The following is a 1,597-nucleotide window of genomic DNA, read 5'->3' as shown; positions in this document are numbered from 1 at the left end:
TGAGAGCCGTTTCGTGCCCGCCCCGGGAAACCGGCAACGACCCGCGGCGGGCCCAAAGCGATCTCAAGCTCCGGTTTCCAGGATGCACGAAATCCCCGACACCCTCATCGGCCGTCCGATCGGTCTTCCGTCGCTGTTTCCCGACCGACGGCAATGGCTGGTCGCTCGTGGCTTCGCTGTCGGCGGCGATGGTGTTAACGGATGCACCTTATACGGATGCCAACCCGCTCTACGTCCAGGAAGGCGATCGGGAGGTCTTCATTCCGCAGTTGCCGACCGGGCGATTGGTCGATCAACCCAATGAGATCATCGCCGCTTTGGCTCAATATGTTGCTTCGGGCGGGCTGCTCGACACTGCTTCTGCTTCTCCCCGGGCCGAGGTCCTCGGGTACGACTTCTTGGCGGATTCGTCGCAGACCATCGTGGATGAGCTCTTCGACCAAGGGTTCGTGGTCGATAATTCGAATATTAGAGAGGATTGGGATAAGTTCGACTTTGCTGAGGCAATGGACTCTGAATCGGCGATCGTCAATGCCAACGCTCATTTTGACCACACGGCGTCTTTGCCGGCTATTGGCAATTTGACCAACACTACCGACCTATACACGCTGGACGATCTGAATTCGTCTACGGCCAGTTTTGCGGGGACCATCATCTTCTCGATGGGCTGTCACGCTGGGTTGAACGCCGCCGACTCGTATCTCGCCGCCGGTGATCCGAAGGCTGAGTGGGCGCAGGCGTTGCTGCTCCGAGAGGCCGTTTTCATCGGTAACACCGGGTTCGGATATGGCGACAGCGATTTCTCGGCTTACTCAGAAGATCTGATGGCGCTGTTTGCCGAGAGCATCGGGACGAGCAACACCATCGGGGAAGCGTTCGTGGCCGCTCAGCAGACGCTGGCGGGCAAGACGGCCAAGTGGAGCCCGTATCACGACAAGTCCCAGATGGAAGCCACGTTGTACGGCCTGCCGTTCTACCGGCTCCACATGGGTGACGCGCTTGTGCCTCCGAACCCCACTATCGAAACTGACCCCGTCGGCACAACCGGCCTTGAATCGTCTTCTGTGGCGACGGTGGCATCGCTCACTGAAAGGCCATTGGCGCCCTCGACGGACGGTAAGTATCTCGTGGCCGACGATGTTCTCGCCGTGCCATTCCGGCCGGTTCAGCCACTGGAGTTCATCACTGTGACACCAGACATCTCAGGAATTCACGCTACGGGCGCGATCATCGAGAGCGGAAGTTCCATGGATCTTGTTGACTTTGATGTGCTCTATGCACGGCCGATCTTGTACAACGAGTTGGCCGAACCGGAGACTGAGACGACCGGGGCGTTCCCGAATGCTTTACAGGCGATCACTTCATTCGAGACGCCGAGCGGGCGTGTCGACCAACTCCTGGTTGCCAGGGGTCGGTACTTCCCGAGCAGCAGGACCCAGCAGCGCTGGGACTCGATGGGCCTAACGGTCTACTACGCGCCGGATGGGACAACCGACGTCGAGCCACCCGTCATCAGTCGGGTGTCGGCCGTCGAAGTGACACCGAGCAATGTCGCATTCGAGGTCGAAGTAGATGATCAGTCCGACATTGAAAGGGT

Annotated in this window: 1 protein-coding gene; it reads left to right on the top strand. The window is 59.2% G+C overall.

Annotation, left to right across the window (positions count from 1 at the left end; genetic code table 11):
- Positions 1–167 precede the first annotated feature (167 nt).
- A partial coding sequence (locus JJE47_15725) for a hypothetical protein (protein MBK5268868.1) occupies positions 168–1,597 on the top strand: 1,430 nt, incomplete at its 3' end.

The organism is Acidimicrobiia bacterium, from assembly GCA_016650365.1.
In the GTDB taxonomy this organism is placed as follows: domain Bacteria; phylum Actinomycetota; class Acidimicrobiia; order Spongiisociales; family JAENVV01; genus JAENVV01.
This window is presented reverse-complemented; position numbering and strand designations above follow the sequence as displayed.